The sequence below is a fragment of the Thalassovita sp. ABM4_323 genome (assembly GCF_056158665.1).
Genome location: NZ_JBSWTS010000007.1, coordinates 2,202,477 through 2,222,161 on the forward strand (window position 1 = coordinate 2,202,477; position 19,685 = coordinate 2,222,161).

Sequence of the window (19,685 nt, forward strand, 5' to 3'; positions counted from 1 at the left end):
GTCGTTCCATTGGAACGCGCGCAATCGTCACTGGATGCGATACCAATCGGCGATGTTCCATAGTTCGGAATCCCAACTGTTCATAATGACGCCACCCAACGAATTCGCATGACCCGAGACCCGTCCTCGATGGACCAGGGGCACCACGACATAGCTGTCCTTGGTCAGCATATCGTTCAGCTTTTTGCCAATCTCTCCGCGCTTGGAGCGCTCGCCCGTTTGGCCAAGCTCGGCGATCAGAGCGTCATATTCGGGGTCACAGAAGCGGTTGATATTCGCGCCAACCCATTGCGTTTCCGGGCGCGGGGCCTTTTCGCAGGTATGTTCGGCCAGATAGGCCTCGGGATCGGTGCCGTGAAACAGGTTGGCGTACATTTGCACATCGGCATAGAACTTCAGATAGGTGTCGGGCGAGCCAGGGTCCGAGCTGAAAAACACCGAACCGGGAACGTTGCGCAGCTCGGTCTGAACACCGATATCGTTCCACCAGTGTTTGACAAGGTCCTGGACCTCTTGGCGCACGGCATTGGTCGAGGTCTGATACAGCAAGCGCAGCGGACGACCGTCTTTCTCGCGCACTCCATTCGGGCCTACGATCCAGCCCGCCGCATCCAACAGGGCCCTGGCCCCCTCGACATCCTGTTCCAGGCACTCGGTGTTGTCCGAGGCATACAGTGCTGGCGCAGGCACCAGATTACAGGTGGCGCGTCCGGTCGGGCCATAGCCGATCTCGACCAGCAGATTGCGGTTGATGGCCTTCGACAGCGCCTTGCGCACCCGGATATCTGACAGGATCGGGTGGGGATACTGCGCGGTCGAGCGTTCGCCCTCGGGCAATTGGTCACTGGAGTTGGTCAGGTTCATCTCTAACCGCTCAACCGCCGGGCCGAAGGCCGCGACAACCTTACCTTTGCCGTCTTTTTCCATGTTTTTCAGGACATCGGGCGACAATTGCAGGTTCCAGGCATAGTCAAATTCGCCCGTTTGCAGCACTGCGCGCCCCGCTTGGGTTGCGTCTCCGCCGCCTTTCAACGTCAGCGTCGCAAAGGCAGGCTTGGCCGGGTCGCGGTAATAGGGGTTCGCCGACATCGAGATCACGTCATTGACGCGAAACCCATCCACCACGAACGGACCGGTGCCGATGGGGCCGAAATTCTGATCGGTGCATTGCAGCGCCTTGTCGCCCAGGCAGTCCTGAAACTGAGCCTTTTGCAGAATTGGCGACTGTCCCCCCATGAAGGGCAGATAGGGGTTGGGCTTGGGCCCGGAAAACGTGACCTTCAGTGTCAGATCATCAATGGTTTCGATCATGCTGACACCTTCGAACCGGGCCAGCTGAGCGCAGCCACCGGCGGGATGCATGCAATACTCGGCGGTGAACTTCACATCGGCCGAGGTCACGGCTGTCCCGTCTGACCAGGTCAGGTCGGGCTTCAGCTTCCAGGTGATCGAACGCAGATCCGCTGAGACGCCGCCGTTTTCAACCGTTGGTATTTCCTGGGCCAGATAGGGAACCAGCCCACCATCCTGATCGAAGCGCCCCAGAGGTTCGAGCACCAAAGAGGCGGGTTCGACATCTTTCACCGCAGCAGACAGATACGGGTTCAGGATCGAAGGGGCCTGCCAGTACATGAGATTTACGTGCCCGTCTGAACCGCGCTCGGCTATGGCTGCGGGAGCAAGCCCGGCCAGGGCTGTGACGCTCAGAAGAATGGCCCTCAGGTTCATATCGCTCTCCAGGTTGCACGGTTGGCGTGCTGTGTTGTCGCTTTGCCCACAGGTGATTCTGTGCACGATCTAAGGCAAGGATGCACCAATAAGCCCCTATGTTTCCATGATTTTTCTTTCGCATACGAGGTATCGGTCTGAAAATCGGTGAATTCGAGCAGTCAGGGCCATGTCAAATAGCACCTTGTCGCGGGCGATTTGGATCGAGGTGGCGCCCCGGGATTGCGGATCTGCGCGCGCTCTTGGGGCCTTTGAAACCCAGAATGTGGTGCGCAGCCCAGAGTATTGTCTAGGGCCCAAGGGCTGAAATCCAGGCTTGGGAAATGGCCTTCAAAAAGGCAGGTTGGCGGCGAATACCTGCCGCATGGCCTCGGGCCAACGTGATTACGACCTGGGGTGGCTGGACCTCAGCGGTTGTACCGCTATCATTTCACAGGACATTCGGGCCACAGACAGCCCCGCGCGAAATAGAGGACCAAACCATGCCTGTTAAGAACCGCTTTGCCGAGCTGCATGACGAGATCACCACCTGGCGCCGAGATCTGCATGAACACCCCGAAATCATGTTTGATACGATCCGTACGGCCGGGATTGTCGCCGATAAACTGCGCGAATTTGGGTGTGACGACGTGATCGAAGGCATCGGCCGCACCGGGGTGGTTGGGGTGATCAAAGGCAAGCAGCATGACAGCGGCAAGGTGATCGGTCTGCGCGCGGACATGGATGCGCTGCCCATCGATGAACAGACGGGGCTGGACTATGCCAGCAAGACCCCCGGCGCGATGCATGCATGTGGCCATGACGGGCATACAGCGATGCTGCTGGGGGCCGCGAAATACCTGTCTGAGACCCGGAATTTCGACGGTACGGTCATCGTTATCTTCCAACCCGCAGAAGAGGGCGGTGGCGGTGGCAAAGTCATGTGCGATGATGGGCTGATGGACCGCTGGGGCATCCAAGAGGTTTACGGCATGCACAACTGGCCCGGTCAGCCCCTGGGCAAATTCGCCATCCGTCCGGGTCCATTTTTCGCAGCCACCGATGTGTTCGAGGTGATGTTCGAAGGCAAGGGCGGCCACGCCGCCAAGCCGCAGGACGCGATTGATACAACGGTGATGGCGGCCTCGGCTGTGCAGGCGCTGCAGACGATTGCCTCGCGCAATGCCGACCCGGTGGATCAGTTGGTGGTGTCGGTGACCTCGTTCCGGACCAGTTCGGAAACCTTCAACGTGATCCCCCAAAAGGTGGAAATGCTGGGCACCGTGCGCACGCTTAGCCCGGCCATGCGCGATCTGGCCGAGAAGCGGATTTCCGAGATCTGTCAGGGGGTTGCCGCGACTTATGGCGGCACCGTCGAGGTGAATTATATCCGCAACTACCCGGTGATGGTGAACTCGGACGAACAAACCGAATTTGCCGCCAAGGTGGCCCGCATCGTGTCCGGTGACTGCGCCGAGGCGCCGCTGGTCATGGGCGGCGAGGACTTCGCCTTTATGCTCGAAGAACGCCCCGGCGCCTATATTCTGGTCGGCAACGGGGACACCGCGATGGTGCATCACCCCGAATATAACTTCAACGACGAGGCCATCCCGATCGGCTGCAGCTGGTGGGCCGAGATCGTGGAGCAACGGATGCCGGCGGCCTGATCAGCCCCCGTTAACCTCCTGTGTGGCTCATGTGGCGGGACATTTGTCCGGCCACTTCCTGGCGCGAATAATCAAAATCATGGCCCTTGGGTTTCAGCCCGATGGCGGCGCGAATGGCCTCTTCCAGGGGCTGGTCGCTGTCGGTGTGATCGCGTAGGGCAGGGCGCAGATCGGCCATGTCTTCCTGGCCCAAGCACATGTACAGCTCGCCGGTGCAGGTCAGGCGCACCCGGTTGCAGCTTTCGCAGAAATTATGGGTCAGCGGGGTGATGAAACCGATTTTTTGGCCTGTCTCTTCCAAACGGACATAGCGCGCCGGGCCCCCGGTGCGTTCGGCCAGGTCGATCAGCGAATACTGTTCGCCCAGCGTGGCGCGCAGATCCTTGAGCGGCCAATACTGATCCAGCCGGTTTTCATTGCCGATATCGCCCATGGGCATGACCTCGATAAAGGTCAGATCCATGTCACGTTCATGGCACCATTCGACCATGCGGAACAGTTCGTCCTCGTTGAAACCCTTCAGCGCCACGGCGTTGATTTTCACCCGCATTCCGGCGCGTTGGGCCGCATCAATGCCGGTCAACACCTGGGGCAGACGGCCCCAGCGGGTGATGTCGGCAAATTTCGTCTCGTCCAGCGTATCCAGCGAGATATTCACCCGCCGCACGCCCGCTGCGAACAGATCATCGGCGAACCGGGCCAGCTGTGATCCGTTGGTTGTCAGCGTCAGTTCTTTCAATGCGCCGCTGTCCAGATGGCGGGACATGGCGTTGAAAAAGGTCATGATTCCGCGCCGCACCAAGGGCTCGCCCCCTGTGATCCGCAGCTTTTCCACGCCCATGCGGATAAAGGTCGAGCTCACGCGATCCAGCTCTTCCAGCGTCAGCAGCTCTTTCTTGGGCAGAAAGGTCATGTTTTCGGCCATGCAGTATTGGCAGCGAAAATCGCAGCGGTCTGTCACGGACACGCGCAGATAGCTGATCGCGCGCTGAAAGGGGTCAATCAAAGGAGCAGTCATGCCGGTGAACCTAGGGGCGGATCCTTGCCACGGCAAGGGTCGAAGGCGTTGATCGCCTCAGGAAATGGTCGTAGCGTCGGGCTATGAAACACATGTCGCTTGTTGCCCCGCTTGTTCTTGCCCTTGGTCTGTCCGCCTGCGCGCCACTGGAGCGGTTGAACATTGGCCGCCCAACGCCGCAGCCCGAACCCGTTGCTGCCTTGCCCGCGCCTGATCCGGTCGAGGAAACCGAGGTGGCCCCCGTCGAAGAGGGCTTCTTAGGCCGCACTATCGCGTCGCTTGGCGATCCCAATAAGCCGGGGTTCTGGATCGAAACCCCGCTGGCCGCGACCGCGGGCAAGGGGCGCGTGACCTATGAAAAATCCGGCCGTACCATCAAGGTTGATCTGATCCCGATCCCCGGCGAACCCACTGCGGGCAGCCGTTTGTCGCTGTCCGCGATGCAGCTGCTGGATGCCCCGGTCGCCGGCTTGCCCGAGGTCATGGTCTATGCCGAGTGACCTAGGCTGACAGGTATTTCGAGGCTTCTTTGCGGGCGAACGGTTTCAGCTGTTCGCCATAGCGATCCAGGAATTTCACAACGCGGTCCGGGTCGTGTTTGGACAGATCGCGCAGCCACCAGGCGATAGCCTTCTGGATGAACCATTCGTTGTCATCCGCATAGCGCGCGCACCAGCCCAGCACCTGATCGCGGATTTCCAGATCCGTGTGTTTTGGGTTGTTCTGCTTGGTCCAGGGCAGGGTCACCACCAAGGCCGCGCGGCGGGTCCACATATGGGTTGAATGGGTCCATTCCTCGACATCACTGACACGCGTCGGATTGGCCAACAAACGTTTTTGCCCGGCCATACAGGCGTGATCGGCAATCGCCCAGCTGTCGAAATCGTCCACCCAGGTCTGGATCAGCACCCAGACTTGTTCGTCATCTTTGATCCGCGCCTGCGTCAGCACCTTTGCAGCACAGATGCGGGCCTCGAAAATGTCTGTGCGCCACAGCTCTCGTGCCAGATCAACGCGTTCAGGTACGGTCAGGGTCTGCCGCCAGCCCTTTGTCAGATCATTCATCGAGGGGTTGGAAACGCCCAGAATCTCGCGGGTTTGCTTGTGATATTTGCGCATCCCCTCGGCCCGGCCGGGCTCGATCAGGGCGCGCAGTTGCGCCATTGCGTCGTCAAGCGTCATTGTCGGCCCCAAGCACGTCCGTCGGTAGCCCATCAATCGTCTGCTGGTTTTTTTCGGCCCAGTAGTCGCTGACGCCGTCATCACCACGATCCAAGGCCCATTTTTTCAGCGTGTCCCGCTCGCCCGCATAATCAAAAAACGGCACGGCATAGCCACAGGACGTCTGCACCATCTCGACCGACACATCGTAAATCTGGCGCGCACCGGGTTCGTCGGCGAACAGAGCGTTCAGGTCGGCAAAGTCCGCATCTCTCGGATGCAAGGTGCGTGCGCTGCCATAGGCGCGCAGGATCATCGGGCGTTTTTCAAACCCGCACCACATCAAGGTAATCCGGTTGATCTGTTTCAGATGACCCGCCGTTTCGTTGCCGCTGCCGGTCATGTTGCGCCAGACGATGCGGTTTTCATCCAGCACGCGCAGGCTGTCCATGCCCTTGGGAGAGATATTCACCCGCCCCTCAGCCGCTGCCGTGCCGACGAAAAACATGTGCTGCGCTTCGATGAATGCGCGGTGGGGGGGCTCGATGCTGTTGAATTGTTTGGCCATTACTCCACCGTCACCGATTTTGCCAGATTGCGCGGCTGATCCACGTCTGTGCCCTTGGCTACGGCGGTATGATACGCCAACAATTGCGCCGGTACAGCATAAAGAATGGGGGCCAGAACCGGATCGACATTCGGCATCACCAGAGTGTTCCAAGTGTCGCCATTGGCCTCGTCCGCGCCTTGCTGATCGGTGATCAACAGCACTTTGCCACCACGCGCCAGCACCTCTTGCATGTTCGAAACGGTCTTCTCGAACAGCTCGTCCCGCGGGGCCATGACGACCACGGGCAGGGTTTTGTCGATCAGCGCAATGGGGCCGTGTTTTAGTTCGCCTGATGCATAAGCTTCGGCGTGTATATAGCTGATTTCTTTGAGCTTTAATGCGCCTTCAAGCGCCAGGGGATACATCAGCCCGCGACCCAGGAACAGTACATCCGTCGCCTCGGCCAACTGCCGCGCGATGGTCTTGGTGGCGGCGTTGGTGTCCAGCGCATGGTTCAACGTATTGGGCAAAGCCCGCAGTTGAGACAACAGATCCGACAGGCGCTCAGCGCTGATGGTCCCGCGCTGCTCTGCGGCTTTCAGGGCCAGCATCAACAACACGGTCAGCTGACAGGTAAACGCCTTGGTCGAGGCCACGCCGATCTCGGTCCCGGCCAGAATGGGCAGGGCCAGATCGCTTTCGCGCGCGATCGAACTTTCGGGCACATTCACCACCGAGACGATCTTGTCCGCCTTTTCATGGCAGAACCGCAGGGCGGCCAGAGTGTCGGCGGTTTCGCCCGATTGGCTGACGAACAGGGCGACGGTGCGCGGGGCAATCGGGGGCTCGCGATAGCGGAATTCGCTGGCGATATCGACCTCGACAGGGATCTGCGCCAGCTGCTCGAACCAGTATTTTGCGGTCAGACAGGCGTAGAACGCGGTGCCACAGGCGACCATGGTCAACCGGTCAATCTGGGTGAAATCCAGCGTATCATCGGGCAACGAAACCGAGTCGCCGCTAGTGTCCAGATAGTGCTGAATCGCCTCGCCAATCACACTGGGCTGCTCGGCGATCTCTTTGGCCATGAAGTGCTTATGGCCACCCTTATCAACGCGCGCGCTGTCGACCTCGATCTTGCGCATGTCCCGATTGGCCAGCTCGTTGTTCGCGTCGCGAATTTCCAATGAATTCCGGGTGATAACCGCCCAGTCGCCCTCTTCCAGATAGGTGATCCGATCCGTCAGTGGGGCCAGAGCGATGGCATCCGAGCCCACGAACATCTCGCCGTCGCCATGACCGATGGCCAGCGGGCTGCCTTTGCGCGCAGCGACCAGAAGGTCTTCTTGGCCCTCAAACAGGAAGGCCAGCGCAAAGGCACCGTTCAATCGGCCCAAAGTCAGGCGTGCGGCTTCAACAGGGGCGTGCCCCTCGGCTATATAGGATTGAACCAGCAAGGCGATGGTCTCGGTGTCGGTTTCGGTGACGAATTCCAGCCCCTTGGCGGCCAGTTCTTCGCGCAGTTCGCGGAAATTCTCGATGATCCCGTTGTGAACAACGGCGACCGGGCCGGCGCGGTGGGGGTGGGCATTGGTCACCGAGGGCGCGCCATGCGTGGCCCAGCGGGTGTGGCCGATGCCGGACTTGCCAGGCAGGGGGTCATGCACCAGCAGATCGCTGAGATTCACCAGCTTGCCAACGGCGCGGCGGCGGTCCAGATGACCATCGTTGATGGTGGCGATCCCGGCGCTGTCATAACCGCGATATTCTAGCCTTTTCAAGGCTTCGACCAGCAGAGGCGCGGCCTCGTGGTCTCCTAGTACCCCAACAATACCGCACATTATTCTGCCCCTTTGCTGCGCTTTTCTTTTTGTTTCTTTAACATATCGAACAATTTTACCGCCAGGCCCGGTTTGTTGGCCTGCTTGGCGCGCGCCAGGGCCAGTGCCTCGGACGGGACGTCGCTGGTGATGACCGAGCCGCTGGCTGTCATCGCGCGATCCCCAACTTTGACCGGGGCCACCAACATTGTGTTTGACCCGATGAAGGCGTTCGCGCCGATGTCGGTGTGATGCTTCATGACGCCATCATAGTTGCAGGTGATTGTGCCCGCACCGATATTTGTGGCGGCGCCGACGCGGGCGTCCCCGATATAGGTCAAGTGGTTGGCTTTGGCGCCTTCCTCCAGCACCGCATTCTTGATCTCGACGAAATTGCCGACATGGGTGTCTTCGGCCAACTCGGCGCCTGGGCGCAGGCGGGCATAGGGGCCGACAATAGCGCGTTGGCTGACATGGCACCCTTCGAGATGCGAGAACGCGCGAATGCGGGCGTTGCTTTCGACGGTGACACCGGGGCCAAAAACTACGTTTTGTTCGATGATCGTGTCGCGCCCGATGACAGTGTCAAAGGCCAGATGGACCGTGTCCGGTGCGCTGAGCGTGACGCCGTCTTCCATCAGCTGCGCGCGGGCGCGGGCCTGGAATTCGGCCTCGGCTCCGGCCAGTTCGATGCGCGAATTGATGCCCAGCGTTTCGGCTTCGTCGCAGACAACAGCGGTGGCAGACAGGCCCTTGGCGCGGGCCAGTTCCACGATATCAGTCAGATAGTATTCGCCCGCAGCATTGTCATTTCCAACCGCGTCGATCAGGGTGAACAGATCGGACGCGTTGGCACAGACAACGCCAGAATTACAGAGGGTTATGGCACGCTCTTCATCTGATGCGTCCTTGAACTCGACGATCTTTTGCAGCAAGTCTCCGTCCATCACCAAGCGGCCATAGCGGCCCGGGTCCGCAGCGTTAAAACCCAGGATGACCACGTCATGATCCGCGCGCGCCGCGACCATGGCCTCCAGCGTTTCGGGGCGGATGAAGGGCGTGTCACCATAGAGCACGATCGCATCGCCTTCGAACCCGTCCAGGGCCTCGCGCGCTTGTGCGACCGCGTGGGCGGTGCCCAATTGTTCGGCCTGAAGGGCAAACCGGGCCTCAGGCGCGTGGGCGCGCACGGCGGCCTCGACCAGATCGCTGCCATGTCCGGTGACGATCACGGTGCGTTCCGGTTCCAATGAGGCGCCCGAATGCATTGCGTGCACCACCATCGGCGCCCCTGCGATCTGGTGCAGGACCTTGGGCAGGTCCGAGTTCATGCGGGTCCCCATCCCGGCGGCGAGGATGATCAGTGCCGTGCTCATGCCATATCTCTTGTTGTTTTTGCCTTTTGCTCGTTTTATCCGCTTGGGAACAGGGCGCAAGGGCGCACGGCTTCACTTGTGATTGCGGCATGTGACAATTGCGGGCGAAAACACGCTGACCGGGGTATTTTGTATGAGAACTGTGATCTTTGATTTGGACGGAACCCTGGCGGATACCAGTGGCGATCTGATCGCAGCGGCGAATGCGTGTTTTCAGCAGATGGGGGTGGGGGACATGCTCTCGCCCGTTGCGGATGCCAGCACGGCCTTTCACGGGGGACGGGCGATGCTGACCCTGGGGTTGGAGCGGCTGCAGCACCACGACATCACCGGCGAGATCGAGAAATGGTATCCGGTCTTGCTGGAGGCGTATGCTGCCGACATTGATCGCCACACCCGCCTGTATCCCGGCGCGATGGAGGCGGTCGAGGCGCTGAAATCCGATGGCTACAAGGTTGGCATTTGCACCAACAAGCCCGAGGGGCTGGCGCAGACACTATTGCAGCGTTTGGGTATTCGCGATGCTTTTGGTTCGATGATTGGGGCAGACACGTTGCCGGTGCGCAAGCCAGATCCAGAACCGCTCCGGCAGGCGGCGATCCTGGCAGGTGGGGATCCTATGCGCTCGGTCCTGATTGGCGATACGGTGACGGATCGCAAAACGGCGGCGGCGTTGGGCGTGCCCTGCGTGTTGGTCACTTTTGGGCCGGACGGGCGCAAAGTGGCGGACCTGCAGCCCGAGGCCCTGTTGGATCACTATGACCATCTGCCCGATTTGGTTCGCGATCTGCTGGGGGCGACACATGGCTGAGCCAGAGGTTTTTACCGGGACGTTCACCCAGCAAGAGCCCATTCCCGAAGAGGGGATCGAGGCCGCATTGCGGGTCATGCGCTCGGGGCGGTTGCATCGCTACAACACGGTTGGGGACGAGGCCGGAGAGGTCGCGTTGCTGGAGCAGGAATTCGCGGCCGCCATGGGGTCGGAGTATGCCTTGGCGGTGGCCTCGGGCGGGTATGCGCTGGCCACTGCGTTGCGGGCCGTGGGGGTGCAGCCAGGGGATCGTGTCTTGACTAATGCATTTACGCTTGCGCCCGTCCCCGGTGCGATCGCCAGTGTTGGGGCGCAGCCAGTGTTTGTCGGGGTCACCGATGGGCTGGTGATCGATCTGGACGACCTTGCGGCCAAGCTGGATCAGGCGCAGGTTCTGATGCTCAGCCACATGCGGGGCCACCTATGTGACATGGATCGCTTGATGCAGCTGTGCCAGGATGCAGGTGTCACCGTGATCGAGGATTGCGCCCACACCATGGGCGCGCGTTGGAGGGGGCGCCTGTCGGGCACCGATGGCCTGATCGGTTGCTATTCCACACAGACCTACAAGCACGTGAATTCCGGCGAAGGCGGTCTGTTGATCACCAATGACGCGCAGGTGATGGCGCGGATGGTGATGCTGTCGGGCAGCTATATGCTTTATGATCGTCATCTGGCGGGCCCCGATACCGCGATCTTCGAGCAGATCAAATACGAGACCCCCAATATCTCGGGGCGCATGGACAACCTGCGCGCTGCGATCCTGCGGCCTCAGCTGCGCGATCTGTCCCTGCTATGTGCGCGCTGGAACGAACGCTACGCGGTTGTCGAGCAAGGGCTGCGCCACACGCCTGGCCTGACGATTGTTGAGCGACCAGCGGAAGAGAGCTTTGTGGGCTCGTCGATCCAGTTCCTGTTGCTGGATTGGAGCGAAGAGGCCGTTCAGTCGGCGCTGCGGCGCTGCGCGGATCGCGGTGTCGAGCTGAAATGGTTCGGGGGGGCTGAACCAAGCGGGTTTACCAGCAGATATGACAGCTGGAACTATGCAGATGCCACGCCGATGCCCGTCACCGACCGGATCTTGCGCGGGCTATTGGATATGCGTCTGCCGTTGACGTTCTCTTTGCAGGACTGCGCACAGATTGCACGGATCATTCGGGCAGAGATCAGCGCAGTCTGGCAGAACGACTAAGCGGAGCGCGCTGCGCGCGCGCAGGTCGTCTCGGCCTGCGGCCTCGGGTGGGTGGGTGTCTCAGCGGTGCGTCACAATCTGTGCGTTTCGATAGGTCGAAGGTCGCAAGGCGTGCTGTTGGCGGCTTGTCCGCCAACCCCCGAGGCAGAGGCCAAAGGCCGATGCCGAGATATCGAGGGCGCGCGATAGCGCGCTCCATTGGATGATAGATCCCTTACTTTTGCAGTGCTGATCGATTTCGATTGACGCAACTCGCTGCGCGTGCCTATTAATGAACAATTGTTCAATAAAGCGATCGGAGGGATGGTCCGTGTTCAATGCAGTGATGGCCTATGATCTGGGGGAAGATGTCAACGCCTTGCGCGAGATGGTGCACCGTTGGGCGCAAGAGCGCGTAAAGCCGATGGCCGCACAGGTGGACCTGGACAATGAGTTCCCCAACGAATTGTGGCGTGAAATGGGTGAGCTGGGCCTGCTAGGCATCACCACACCCGAAGAATACGGCGGAGCGGGCATGTCCTATCTGGCGCATGTGATCGCGGTCGAAGAAATCGCTCGGGCCTCGGCCAGCATATCGTTGTCTTACGGCGCGCATTCCAACCTATGCGTCAACCAGATCAAGCTGAACGGCTCGGAAGAGCAAAAGAAGAAATACCTGCCCGGCCTGATCTCGGGCGAGCATGTAGGGGCGCTGGCCATGTCCGAACCCTCGGCCGGGTCAGATGTCGTGTCGATGAAGCTCAAGGCTGAGAAGCGCAACGGGTATTACGTGCTGAACGGTAACAAATACTGGATCACTAACGGTCCGGATGCCGACACTCTGGTGGTTTATGCCAAGACCGACCCCGAGGCCGGCAGCAAAGGCATCACCGCCTTCATCGTTGAAAAATCCATGAAGGGGTTCAGCACCTCCAAACATTTCGACAAGCTGGGGATGCGGGGCTCGAACACCGCCGAGCTGATCTTTGAAGACTGTGAAGTGCCCTTTGAAAACGTGTTGGGTGAAGAGGGCAAAGGCGTACGCGTCCTGATGTCGGGCCTGGACTACGAACGCGTGGTTTTGGCCGGGATCGGCACCGGCATCATGGCCGCCTGTCTGGACGAGGTCATGCCCTATATGGTCGAGCGCAAGCAATTCGGTCAGCCCATCGGGAATTTCCAGCTGATGCAGGGCAAACTGGCCGATATGTACACGAAAATGAACTCGGCCCGGGCCTATGTCTATGAGGTCGCCAAGGCCTGTGATCGCGGCGAGGTCACCCGCCAGGACGCAGCGGCCTGTTGCCTTTATGCCTCCGAGGAGGCGATGGCCGTGGCGCACCAGGCGGTACAGGCCTTTGGTGGGGCGGGCTATCTGTCCGACAACCCTGTGGGCCGCATTTTCCGCGATGCCAAGCTGATGGAGATCGGGGCTGGCACCTCGGAAATCCGCCGGATGCTGGTGGGTCGCGAAATGATGGCGGCCATGAGCTAAGCCATGCTGCGGCGGGAGGAGAGCTATGCGGCGCTGATGCGGGGGTTCCGTTGGGACATCCCCGCACGGCTGAACATGGCGCGGCAGGTCTGTGACGACTGGGCAGCGCGTGCGCCGGATCGCGTGGCGATCATCGACTTGACCGGCGATAGGCGCGTGGATGTCAGCTATGCTGCGCTGCGTCGTATGGCCGATACGCTGGCCGCGGATCTGACCGCGCGCGGCGTGCGGCGGGGCGATCGTGTGGGTGTCTTGCGCTCGCAATCGCCGTGGACGGCCGCCGCGCATATCGCCTGCTGGAAGCTGGGCGCGGTCTCGATCCCGCTGTTCAAACTGTTTGGCACGGATGGGCTGCTGACCCGGTTGCAGGACGCGGGCGTGGCCTGGGTCGTCGCGGACCCCGAGGGCACGGATGGCCTGCGCGACTGGTTGGCCATCGAGGGGCACGGGCAAGTGATCCCCGAGGATCTGGCCCTTTCGGACACCTTTTTTGATCCCACAGATACCGGCCCCGAGGACCCGGCCGTCCTGATCTATACCAGCGGCACCACCGGCGCGCCCAAAGGGGCGTTGCATGGTCATCGCGTGCTGATGGGCCACCTGCCGGGGGTCGAGGTCAGTCACGATTTCCTTGGGCAAGAAGGCGATTGCCTGTGGACCCCGGCGGATTGGGCCTGGATCGGCGGGCTGTTTGATGTGCTGATGCCTGGCCTTGCCCTGGGCGTGCCCGTCGTGGCGGCCCGGATGGACAAATTTACCGTGGCCGAATGCCAGCGCATCATCGCAACCACCGGCGTGCGCAACGTGTTTTTCCCGCCCACGGCGCTGCGGATGCTGAAGGCGCAGGACGCCACGATTTCCGGCCTGCGCACTGTCGCCTCGGGGGGCGAGCCTTTGGGCGCCGAGATGCTGGCCTGGGGGCGGCAGGCGCTTGGCGTGACGATCAACGAATTTTACGGTCAAACCGAATGCAACATGGTTGCCTCGTCCTGCGGCGCGCTGTTTGACGTGGCTCCGGGAAGCTTGGGCAAGCCAGCACCAGGCTTTGATATCGCGGTTCTGGATAGGGACGGTCAGCCCACACTGGGCGAGGGCGATATCGCCATCCGCAAAGGCGCCGCCAGCATGATGCTGGGCTATTGGAACCGCCCCGAGGCTACGGCCGCGAAATTCCATGGTGACTGGATGCTGACCGGGGATCGCGGCCAATGGCAGGGGGATTTCCTGCGCTTCTTGGGCCGCGAAGACGACGTGATCACCAGCGCGGGCTATCGCATTGGCCCCTCGGAAATCGAGGACTGCCTGCTGAAACATCCCGCTGTCGCAACTGTTGGGGTGGTCGGCAAGCCCGATCCGCTGCGCACCGAAATGGTCAAGGCCTATGTGGTGCTGAAACCGGACCACGCGCCATCGTATGCCCTGGCACAAGAGCTTCAGGACTTCGCCAAAAGCCACGTCGCCAAACACTCCTACCCGCGCGAGATCACCTTTACCGACGCGCTGCCCATGACAGTGACCGGCAAGGTGATCCGCAAGGAACTGAAACGCCTAGCTGCCGAGGAATGCGCATGATCCGCCGCTCGCACCAGCCAGAAACTGAACCGGAGGTCCTATGAAACTCAGCTCATCCGCCATTCCGTCTTCCGAGACCTTCCAGACCAACCAGCGCAACCATCTGGAGGCGCTGGAGGTCATCCGCGAGGCCGCCGAGGCCGCGCGTATCGGGGGCGGGGAACGTTCGCGTCAGCGCCACGAGGCCCGGGGCAAGATGCTGCCACGCCGCCGTATCCGCACGCTTCTGGACCCGGACTCACCGTTTCTCGAGGTCGGAGCCACCGCCGCCCATAACATGTACGACAATGCCGCCCCAAGCGCAGGAGTTGTGGCCGGGATCGGGCGCGTGCATGGGCAGGATTGCATGATCGTGTGCAACGACGCGACGGTGAAGGGCGGGTCTTACTATCCGATGACGGTGAAAAAACACCTGCGCGCTCAGGAAATCGCCGAACAGAACCACTTGCCTTGTATCTATATGGTCGACAGTGGCGGCGCGAACCTGCCCAATCAGGACGAGGTCTTCCCTGATCGGGATCACTTCGGCCGTATCTTCTTTAATCAGGCCAATATGTCCGCCAAGGGCATCCCGCAGATCGCCGTGGTGATGGGGTCGTGTACGGCCGGGGGCGCCTATGTCCCGGCCATGTCCGACGTCACCATTATCGTGAAAGAACAGGGCACGATCTTTCTGGCGGGTCCGCCGCTGGTCAAGGCCGCCACGGGTGAGGTCGTCAGCGCCGAAGATCTGGGCGGTGGCGACGTGCATACTCGCCTGTCCGGCGTGGCTGACTATCTGGCCGAGGATGACGCCCACGCCATCGCGCTGGCCCGGCGCGCGGTCAGCCATCTGAACCGCGCCAAACCGGGGGGCGTGCAGTGGCAAACCTCGGAAGAGCCCCTGTATGACCCCGAGGAAATCCTGGGCGTTGTGCCCTCTGATCTGCGCACCCCCTATGACATCCGCGAGGTGATCGCGCGCACCGTGGATGGCAGCCGGTTTGACGAGTTCAAACCCCGGTTCGGGGAAACTCTGGTGACGGGCTTTGCCCATATCAAAGGCTGCCCCGTCGGGATCGTCGCCAACAATGGCGTGCTGTTTTCCGAGGCCGCACAAAAGGGCGCGCATTTCGTTGAATTGTGCAGCCAGCGCAAGATCCCGCTGGTTTTCCTGCAAAACATCACCGGCTTCATGGTGGGGCGCAAATATGAAAACGAAGGGATCGCCCGGCACGGCGCCAAGATGGTCACGGCTGTGGCCACCACCAAAGTGCCCAAGATTACCATGCTGGTCGGGGGCTCGTTCGGGGCGGGGAACTATGGCATGGCGGGGCGCGCCTATAGCCCGCGTTTCTTGTGGACCTGGCCCAACAGCCGCATCAGTGTGATGGGCGGTGAACAGGCCGCCGGGGTTCTGGCCACGGTGAAACGCGACGGCATTGAACGCCAGGGCGGCACCTGGTCGCCCGAGGAAGAGGCCGCTTTCAAACAACCCACCATCGATATGTTCGAGGAACAAAGCCACCCGCTCTATGCCTCGGCCCGGCTGTGGGATGACGGAATCGTTGATCCGCGCAAAACCCGAGACGTCCTGGCCCTGTCGCTCAGCGCCAGCCTGAACGCCCCAATCGAGGACACGCAGTTCGGCGTGTTCCGGATGTAATCGGCCAGACCCGAGCGAAAAGGACTGACAAGATGTTCGATAAAATTCTGATCGCCAATCGCGGTGAAATCGCCTGTCGCGTCATGGAAACCGCCCGCCGGATGGGGGTGAAGACCGTGGCCGTGTACTCGGATGCGGATGCGCGGGCCAAACATGTGGCCATGGCGGATGAGGCCATCCATATCGGTGGCTCGGCCCCGGCTGAAAGCTATCTGTTGGGCGAGGCCATCATCAAGGTCGCACAGGCCACCGGCGCGCAGGGCATTCATCCCGGCTATGGTTTCCTGTCCGAAAACCCCGATTTCGTCGAGGCGGTCCAGAACGCCGGGCTGACCTTCATTGGGCCTTCGGCCGACGCGATCCGCAAAATGGGCCTGAAAGACGCCGCCAAGGTGTTGATGGAAGAGGCCGGTGTGCCGGTCGTTCCCGGCTATCACGGCACCAATCAGGACGCGGAATTCCTGGCGCAGCAGGCCGCTCAGATCGGCTATCCGGTCCTGATCAAGGCCGTCGCGGGCGGGGGCGGCAAGGGGATGCGTCTGGTCGAAGCGCCCGACGAATTTGCAGCCGCTCTGACCAGCGCGCAGGGCGAGGCGCAGACCGCCTTTGGCAATCCCGATGTGCTGATCGAGAAATACATCCAACAGCCGCGCCATATCGAGGTGCAGGTGTTTGGCGATGGCACCCAGGCAGTGCATCTGTTTGAACGCGATTGCTCGCTGCAACGGCGCCACCAAAAGGTGATCGAAGAGGCTCCGGCCCCCGGTATGACCCCCGAAATGCGCGCTGCGATGGGCGATGCCGCCGTACGCGCCGCCGAAGCGATTGGATATAAAGGCGCGGGCACGATCGAATTCATCGTGGACGGGTCAAACGGGCTGCGCCCTGACGGGTTCTGGTTCATGGAGATGAACACCCGTCTGCAGGTGGAACATCCCGTGACCGAGGCCATCACCGGCGTCGATCTGGTCGAATGGCAACTGCGTGTGGCCAGCGGCGAGGGTCTGCCCAAACAGCAAGACGCGCTGACCATCACCGGCCATGCGTTCGAAAGCCGTCTGTATGCCGAGGACGTGCCCAAGGGCTTCCTACCGGCCACCGGCACGCTGGGCCATCTTTCCTTTCCCGAGGGCTGTCGCGCCGATAGCGGTGTGCGCACTGGCGACACGATCAGCCCGTTTTATGATCCCATGATCGCCAAGATCATCACCCACGGCCCCACCCGCGAGGTGGCGCTGAAACAGATGGCGCAGGCGCTGGAGGAAACGCAGGTTGCGGGCACAGTGACCAACCTGACGTTCCTAAGCGCGCTGTGCGATCATGCGGGCTTTGCCGCTGGTGAGGTGGATACCGGCCTGATCGCGCGGGATCTGGACAGCTTGGTGGCACAGCCCCAGGCCAGCCCTCAGGTCGTGGCGCAGGCCGCGATGGCCGCTGTGGGGCTGACGGGGGCTCCGAAATGGGATGACGGATTCACGCTGTGGAACAGCTCGTGGCGCGATGTGGTGATCGAACACAATGGCGAGGAACGCCACGTTGGTGTGCGCCTGCGCCGGCCTGGCTCGGCGCTGGTGGATGTGGACGGGCTGGTGGTCGAAGCGCTATATAATGATGGCTGGAGCTTTGACGGCAGCAAGCTGGCCTTCACGCATCTGGGCGATGAAATCACCGTGTTCCGCGATGGTGGGCAGGTGTTCCACACGATTGATCCGCTGGATCGTGCCAGCAGCGCTGCGGGCGATGGCAACCTGATCGAGGCTCCGATGCCCGGCCTGGTCAAAGCCGTGTTCGTAGAGCCAGGCCAGCAGGTGTCCGAGGGCGACCGCCTGGCCATTCTGGAGGCAATGAAGATGGAACATTCCCTTTTGGCAGCCCGTGATGGCGTTGTGGCCGAGGTGCTGGCCGATGCCGGTGCGCAGGTCGAAGCGGGGGCCGCGCTGGTGCGGTTGGCCGATGAAGACTGAGGAGGCGCCGCAGCGCGGCTCGGACGGGGACGAGCAACTGGACGTCTGGCCAGAGCAAAGCAGGAGGCTGCGTATGGGGGCGACTGTCGAGATATTCGAGGTCGGCCCGCGCGACGGGCTGCAAAACGAAAAGCAGATGATCGCGACCGACGCCAAGATCGCGCTGGTCGATTGCCTCAGCGGCGCTGGCTTCCGCCGGATCGAAGTGGCCAGTTTCGTCAGCCCCAAATGGGTGCCGCAGATGGCCGACAGCGCCGAGGTGCTGGCCGGGATCACCCGCGCACCGGGCGTGTCTTATGCGGCGCTGACGCCCAACATGATGGGGCTGGAACGCGCGATGGCGGCGCAGGCCGACGAGGTGGCTATTTTCGGCTCGGCCTCAGAGGGTTTCTCTAAGGCCAATATCAACGCTACGATCGCCGAAAGTCTGGAGCGGTTCGCCCCTGTGGCCAAGGCGGCGCAGGCAGCAGGGATCAAAGTGCGCGGCTATGTCAGCTGTGTCACAGATTGCCCCTATGACGGGCCGGTCGATCCGGCGCAGGTGACAAAGGTGGCCAAGGCGCTGGACCGGATGGGCTGTTACGAGGTGTCCTTGGGCGACACGATCGGGCAGGGGACCCCAGAAACCATCGCGGCCATGCTGGATGCGGTGCTGTCCGAAGTGCCTGCTGCCCGTCTGGCCGGGCATTACCACGACACGGCAGGGCGTGCGCTGGCCAATATTGAAACCTCGATCGAAAAGGGCCTGCGCGTGTTCGACGCGGCGGTTGGGGGGCTTGGCGGGTGTCCTTATGCGCCCGGGGCTGCTGGCAATGTGGCCACCGAGGCCGTGCAAGCCCGCGTCACCGAGATGGGCTATGATACCGGGCTGGACCCCGAGATTTTGGCGCGGGCGGCGGGCTTGGCCCGCGCGATGCGCAGTTAGAAGGGACTGACATGGGCGAGACACTCCATATCGAAAAAGACGCTCGCGGCGTGGCCACCTTGTGGCTGGACCGGGCCGAGAAACACAATGCCATGTCGGCTTTGATGATCGCCGAGTTGCACCAGGCCGCGACCGATCTGGGCGCGGATGACAGCGTGCGCGTTGTGGTCATGGCCGCCAGGGGCAAAAGCTTCTGTGCGGGGGGCGATCTGGGCTGGATGCGTGAACAATTCGAGGCGGACCCGGATGTGCGCATGGCCGAGGCCTCGAAACTGGCCTACGCGTTGCAGGCTTTGAACACCATGCCCAAGCCCCTGATCGGGCGGGTGCAGGGGAACGCCTTTGGGGGAGGTGTCGGCTTGGCCAGTGTGTGCGACGTGGCCATCGGCGCCGACACCGTGCTGATGGGGCTGACCGAAACGCGGCTGGGCCTGATCCCGGCCACCATCGGCCCCTATGTCTGTGCCCGCATGGGCGAGGCCAGGGCGCGCCGGGTCTTTATGTCGGGTCGCCGGTTTGACGCGGCCGAGGCGATGGATCTGGGTCTGTTGGCCCGCGCGGTTCCCGCCTCAGATCTGGACGCTGCGATCGAGGCCGAGGTTGCGCCCTATCTGGAATGCGCCCCGGGGGCGGTGGCCCGTGCCAAGGCCTTGTTGCGCGCCCTTGGGCCGCAGATCGACGAGGCCACGATCCAACATACGGTCTCGGAACTGGCCGCGTGCTGGCAGGGCGACGAAGCCCCGGAAGGAATTGGCGCGTTTTTCGGAAAGCGGAAACCAAACTGGCAAGGGTGATCAGCGCGC

16 protein-coding genes are annotated in these 19,685 nt (G+C 61.7%); 10 read left to right on the top strand and 6 right to left on the bottom strand.

Annotated features, from left to right (window positions below):
* Positions 1-27 precede the first annotated feature (27 nt).
* Positions 28-1,728, bottom strand: a complete 1,701-nt coding sequence (locus ACXADQ_RS13320) for a peptide ABC transporter substrate-binding protein (RefSeq protein WP_475321292.1) — start codon at positions 1,726-1,728, stop codon at positions 28-30.
* A gap of 482 nt (positions 1,729-2,210) precedes the next feature.
* On the opposite strand from ACXADQ_RS13320, the gene ACXADQ_RS13325 reads away from it, so the two are divergent.
* Positions 2,211-3,374: a M20 aminoacylase family protein gene (locus tag ACXADQ_RS13325; protein WP_475321296.1), complete on the top strand. Its 1,164-nt coding sequence runs from the start codon at positions 2,211-2,213 to the stop codon at positions 3,372-3,374.
* A gap of 10 nt (positions 3,375-3,384) precedes the next feature.
* On the opposite strand, the gene moaA is transcribed toward ACXADQ_RS13325, so the two are convergent.
* Positions 3,385-4,392 carry a GTP 3',8-cyclase MoaA gene (gene moaA / locus ACXADQ_RS13330; RefSeq protein ID WP_475321298.1) on the bottom strand — a complete coding sequence of 336 codons (1,008 nt, stop codon included), beginning with the start codon at positions 4,390-4,392 and terminating at the stop codon, positions 3,385-3,387.
* 92 nt (positions 4,393-4,484) lie between these two features.
* On the opposite strand from moaA, the gene ACXADQ_RS13335 reads away from it, so the two are divergent.
* Positions 4,485-4,892: a hypothetical protein gene (locus tag ACXADQ_RS13335; RefSeq protein ID WP_475321300.1), complete on the top strand. Its 408-nt coding sequence runs from the start codon at positions 4,485-4,487 to the stop codon at positions 4,890-4,892.
* Between the two features lies 1 nt (position 4,893).
* Here ACXADQ_RS13335 and ACXADQ_RS13340 read toward each other — a convergent pair whose 3' ends face one another.
* The 4 genes from ACXADQ_RS13340 to glmU are packed head-to-tail and all read right to left on the bottom strand — an operon-like array spanning position 4,894 to position 9,299.
* Entirely contained in the window at positions 4,894-5,574 is a 681-nt protein-coding gene (locus tag ACXADQ_RS13340) for a DNA alkylation repair protein (RefSeq protein ID WP_475321303.1), read from the bottom strand.
* The gene (locus tag ACXADQ_RS13345) at positions 5,564-6,121 is read right to left on the bottom strand and encodes a pyridoxamine 5'-phosphate oxidase family protein (protein WP_475321306.1); all 558 of its coding nucleotides are present in this window, start codon (positions 6,119-6,121) and stop codon (positions 5,564-5,566) included. The genes ACXADQ_RS13340 and ACXADQ_RS13345 overlap by 11 nt, the downstream gene beginning before the upstream one ends.
* Positions 6,121-7,944 carry a glutamine--fructose-6-phosphate transaminase (isomerizing) gene (gene glmS, locus ACXADQ_RS13350; protein WP_475321309.1) on the bottom strand — a complete coding sequence of 608 codons (1,824 nt, stop codon included), beginning with the start codon at positions 7,942-7,944 and terminating at the stop codon, positions 6,121-6,123. Before glmS ends, ACXADQ_RS13345 begins: the two co-directional genes overlap by 1 nt.
* A complete protein-coding gene (gene glmU / locus ACXADQ_RS13355; RefSeq protein WP_475321312.1) occupies positions 7,944-9,299 on the bottom strand; it encodes a bifunctional UDP-N-acetylglucosamine diphosphorylase/glucosamine-1-phosphate N-acetyltransferase GlmU in 1,356 nt (451 codons plus the stop codon). Before glmU ends, glmS begins: the two co-directional genes overlap by 1 nt.
* A 133-nt stretch (positions 9,300-9,432) precedes the next feature.
* Here glmU and ACXADQ_RS13360 point away from each other — a divergent pair, with 133 nt between their 5' ends.
* The 8 genes from ACXADQ_RS13360 to ACXADQ_RS13395 all read left to right on the top strand — a co-directional run bounded on the left by ACXADQ_RS13360 (position 9,433) and on the right by ACXADQ_RS13395 (position 19,676).
* Positions 9,433-10,110: an HAD-IA family hydrolase gene (locus ACXADQ_RS13360; protein WP_475321316.1), complete on the top strand. Its 678-nt coding sequence runs from the start codon at positions 9,433-9,435 to the stop codon at positions 10,108-10,110.
* On the top strand, positions 10,103-11,302 hold the full coding sequence (locus ACXADQ_RS13365) for a DegT/DnrJ/EryC1/StrS family aminotransferase (protein ID WP_475321320.1): 1,200 nt from the start codon (positions 10,103-10,105) through the stop codon (positions 11,300-11,302). Before ACXADQ_RS13360 ends, ACXADQ_RS13365 begins: the two co-directional genes overlap by 8 nt.
* Before the next feature lie 310 nt (positions 11,303-11,612).
* Positions 11,613-12,776 carry an isovaleryl-CoA dehydrogenase gene (locus ACXADQ_RS13370; RefSeq protein WP_475321326.1) on the top strand — a complete coding sequence of 388 codons (1,164 nt, stop codon included), beginning with the start codon at positions 11,613-11,615 and terminating at the stop codon, positions 12,774-12,776.
* Between the two features lie 3 nt (positions 12,777-12,779).
* A complete protein-coding gene (locus ACXADQ_RS13375; RefSeq protein ID WP_475321330.1) occupies positions 12,780-14,348 on the top strand; it encodes an AMP-binding protein in 1,569 nt (522 codons plus the stop codon).
* Between the two features lie 40 nt (positions 14,349-14,388).
* Positions 14,389-15,993 carry a carboxyl transferase domain-containing protein gene (locus ACXADQ_RS13380; protein WP_475321334.1) on the top strand — a complete coding sequence of 535 codons (1,605 nt, stop codon included), beginning with the start codon at positions 14,389-14,391 and terminating at the stop codon, positions 15,991-15,993.
* 32 nt (positions 15,994-16,025) lie between these two features.
* Complete coding sequence (locus tag ACXADQ_RS13385) at positions 16,026-17,957, top strand: acetyl/propionyl/methylcrotonyl-CoA carboxylase subunit alpha (RefSeq protein WP_475321336.1); 1,932 nt, start codon at positions 16,026-16,028, stop codon at positions 17,955-17,957.
* Positions 17,958-18,030: 73 nt separating this feature from the next.
* The gene (locus ACXADQ_RS13390; protein ID WP_475326079.1) at positions 18,031-18,882 is read left to right on the top strand and encodes a hydroxymethylglutaryl-CoA lyase; all 852 of its coding nucleotides are present in this window, start codon (positions 18,031-18,033) and stop codon (positions 18,880-18,882) included.
* An 11-nt stretch (positions 18,883-18,893) separates the two neighbouring features.
* Positions 18,894-19,676, top strand: a complete 783-nt coding sequence (locus ACXADQ_RS13395) for a crotonase/enoyl-CoA hydratase family protein (protein WP_475321340.1) — start codon at positions 18,894-18,896, stop codon at positions 19,674-19,676.
* Positions 19,677-19,685: the final 9 nt, after the last annotated feature.

Excerpts from the sequence above, each read along its gene's own strand:
- ACXADQ_RS13320 (WP_475321292.1), bottom strand. The coding sequence starts at position 1,728 with ATGAACCTGAGGGCCATTCTTCTGAGCGTCACAGCCCTGGCCGGGCTT.
- ACXADQ_RS13325 (WP_475321296.1), top strand. The coding sequence starts at position 2,211 with ATGCCTGTTAAGAACCGCTTTGCCGAGCTGCATGACGAGATCACCACC.
- moaA (WP_475321298.1), bottom strand. The coding sequence starts at position 4,392 with ATGACTGCTCCTTTGATTGACCCCTTTCAGCGCGCGATCAGCTATCTG.
- ACXADQ_RS13335 (WP_475321300.1), top strand. The coding sequence starts at position 4,485 with ATGTCGCTTGTTGCCCCGCTTGTTCTTGCCCTTGGTCTGTCCGCCTGC.
- ACXADQ_RS13340 (WP_475321303.1), bottom strand. The coding sequence starts at position 5,574 with ATGACGCTTGACGACGCAATGGCGCAACTGCGCGCCCTGATCGAGCCC.
- ACXADQ_RS13345 (WP_475321306.1), bottom strand. The coding sequence starts at position 6,121 with ATGGCCAAACAATTCAACAGCATCGAGCCCCCCCACCGCGCATTCATC.
- glmS (WP_475321309.1), bottom strand. The coding sequence starts at position 7,944 with ATGTGCGGTATTGTTGGGGTACTAGGAGACCACGAGGCCGCGCCTCTG.
- glmU (WP_475321312.1), bottom strand. The coding sequence starts at position 9,299 with ATGAGCACGGCACTGATCATCCTCGCCGCCGGGATGGGGACCCGCATG.
- ACXADQ_RS13360 (WP_475321316.1), top strand. The coding sequence starts at position 9,433 with ATGAGAACTGTGATCTTTGATTTGGACGGAACCCTGGCGGATACCAGT.
- ACXADQ_RS13365 (WP_475321320.1), top strand. The coding sequence starts at position 10,103 with ATGGCTGAGCCAGAGGTTTTTACCGGGACGTTCACCCAGCAAGAGCCC.
- ACXADQ_RS13375 (WP_475321330.1), top strand. The coding sequence starts at position 12,780 with ATGCTGCGGCGGGAGGAGAGCTATGCGGCGCTGATGCGGGGGTTCCGT.
- ACXADQ_RS13380 (WP_475321334.1), top strand. The coding sequence starts at position 14,389 with ATGAAACTCAGCTCATCCGCCATTCCGTCTTCCGAGACCTTCCAGACC.
- ACXADQ_RS13385 (WP_475321336.1), top strand. The coding sequence starts at position 16,026 with ATGTTCGATAAAATTCTGATCGCCAATCGCGGTGAAATCGCCTGTCGC.
- ACXADQ_RS13390 (WP_475326079.1), top strand. The coding sequence starts at position 18,031 with ATGGGGGCGACTGTCGAGATATTCGAGGTCGGCCCGCGCGACGGGCTG.
- ACXADQ_RS13395 (WP_475321340.1), top strand. The coding sequence starts at position 18,894 with ATGGGCGAGACACTCCATATCGAAAAAGACGCTCGCGGCGTGGCCACC.